The organism is Nocardia farcinica, from assembly GCF_029867845.1.
GTDB classification, from domain to species: domain Bacteria; phylum Actinomycetota; class Actinomycetes; order Mycobacteriales; family Mycobacteriaceae; genus Nocardia; species Nocardia farcinica_A.
Genome location: NZ_JARWRU010001200.1, coordinates 1 through 2,351, shown reverse-complemented (window position 1 = coordinate 2,351; position 2,351 = coordinate 1). Strand labels below are relative to the sequence as shown.

Here is a 2,351-nt window from a genome sequence, read left to right as displayed (position 1 = left end):
CTCGGCGGGCGCGCCTGCCTCGGCTTCGGCCTCGACCTCGACGACCTCGGCGTCGGCCTGCTCGGCCGCGGCGCCGTCGGCCGCCGGGGCGGACGCGGCGTCCTTCTCCGCGTCCGCCGTGCGCACCTCACCGGTCTCGGGGTCGATCTTGCGGTTGTCCACCACGGTGATCGGCTCCTTCTCGGTCACTTCTTCTCCGTGTCGACGGGTTCGTCCACGACCTCGGCATCGACGACGGTGTCGTCGGACTGGGCCGACGCGCCGTCACCCGAGCCCGCCGACTCGGCGGCCTGGGCGTCGTAGATGGCCTGGCCGAGCGCCTGCGACTCGGTGGCCAGCTTCTCCACCGCCGACTTGACCGCGGCGATGTCGGTGCCCTTCAGCGCCTCCTTCACCTCGCCGATGGCCGCCTCGACCTTGGACTTCACCTCGCCGGGCACCTTGTCGGCGTTGTCGGCGATGAACTTCTCGGTCTGGTGGACCAGCGACTCGGCCTGGTTGCGGGTCTCGGCCTCCTCGCGGCGGGCCTTGTCCTCGGCCGCGTGCGCCTCGGCGTCCTTGATCATCCGGTCGATCTCCTCCTTGGACAGGCCGGAGCCGTCCTGGATCTTGATCGTGTTCTCCTTGCCGGTGCCCTTGTCCTTCGCGGTGACGTGCACGATGCCGTTGGCGTCGATGTCGAAGGTCACCTCGATCTGCGGCACGCCGCGCGGGGCCGGCGGGATGCCGGTGAGCTCGAAGGAGCCGAGCAGCTTGTTGTGCGCGGCGATCTCGCGCTCACCCTGGAAGACCTGGATCTGCACCGACGGCTGGTTGTCGTCGGCGGTGGTGAAGGTCTCCGAGCGCTTGGTCGGGATGGTCGTGTTGCGCTCGATGAGCTTGGTCATCACGCCGCCCTTGGTCTCGATGCCCAGCGACAGCGGGGTGACATCGAGCAGCAGGACGTCCTTGACCTCACCCTTGAGCACGCCGGCCTGCAGGGCGGCGCCGACGGCGACGACCTCGTCCGGGTTCACGCCCTTGTTGGGCTCCTTGCCACCGGTCAGCTCGCGCACCAGGTCGGAGACGGCGGGCATACGGGTCGAGCCGCCGACGAGGACCACGTGGTCGATGTCGGAGACCTTGATGCCCGCGTCCTTGACGACCTGCTGGAACGGCGCGCGGGTGCGGTCGAGCAGATCCGAGGTGATCTTCTGGAACTCGGCGCGGGTCAGCTGCTCGTCGAGGAACAGCGGGTTCTTGTCCGCGTCGACGGTGATGTAGGGCAGGTTGATCGAGGTGCTCTGCGAGGAGCTCAGCTCGATCTTGGCCTTCTCCGCCGCCTCGCGCAGGCGCTGCAGGGCCATCTTGTCCTTGGTCAGGTCGATGCCCGTGGAGCCCTTGAACTTCTCGACCAGCCAGTCGACGATGCGCTGATCCCAGTCGTCACCACCGAGGTGGTTGTCACCGGAGGTGGCGCGGACCTCGACGACGCCCTCGCCGATCTCCAGCAGCGAGACGTCGAAGGTGCCGCCACCGAGGTCGAAGACCAGGATGGTCTGTTCCTTGTCGCCCTTGTCGAGGCCGTAGGCCAGCGCGGCCGCGGTCGGCTCGTTGACGATGCGCAGGACGTTCAGGCCCGCGATCTGCCCGGCCTCCTTGGTGGCCTGGCGCTGGGAGTCCTCGAAGTAGGCGGGGACGGTGATGACCGCGTCGGTGATCTCCTCGCCGAGGTAGGCCTCGGCGTCGCGCTTGAGCTTCATGAGCGTGCGCGCGCTGATCTCCTGCGGGGTGTACTTCTTGCCGTCGATCTCCACCGTCCAGTCGGTGCCGATGTGGCGCTTGACCGACCGGATGGTGCGATCGACGTTGGTGACCGCCTGGTTCTTGGCGGGCTGGCCGACCAGCACCTCGCCGTTCTTGGCGAAGGCGACGATGGAGGGCGTGGTACGCGAACCCTCGGAGTTGGCGACGACGACCGGTTCACCACCTTCGAGAACGGCGACGACCGAGTTCGTGGTCCCGAGGTCGATTCCGACCGCACGAGCCATAAGTAGATTCCTCCTCTTGGTTTGCCCCGCGACTCCTCAGCCGCTTCGGCGTCCTGCTCCTGACATCTGAGCGGGGTCGGCTCAATCTTGCACCCGCCCCGATCGGGCGTCAACTACAAGTTGAGTGTGTCACGCTCAAGTTCTGACGATGGGGTCAACCAGACGTCGAGCGTGCTTATTCCGATGCGCGTGAAAAATTCTTCTCCGTCTCGCCGGGCTACCCAGCGGCGCCGACCGTCACGCGCGAATCAGGATGCCGATGCGGCCCCCACCGCGCCGCGACGACCACGCCCCAGCTCACCGGCGTCGCGGTCAGCGGGG

Annotated in this window: 1 protein-coding gene and 1 pseudogene; both read right to left on the bottom strand. The window is 67.6% G+C overall.

All coding sequences use genetic code 11. The annotated features are described in order from the left end of the window. Positions 1-189: pseudogene (locus QH283_RS26715) on the bottom strand (nucleotide exchange factor GrpE); the annotation flags it as partial. Beyond that, complete coding sequence (gene dnaK, locus QH283_RS26710; RefSeq protein ID WP_280505697.1) at positions 186-2,030, bottom strand: molecular chaperone DnaK; 1,845 nt, start codon at positions 2,028-2,030, stop codon at positions 186-188. The gene dnaK and the pseudogene QH283_RS26715, both read right to left, overlap by 4 nt. Between the last annotated feature and the right edge of the window lie 321 nt (positions 2,031-2,351).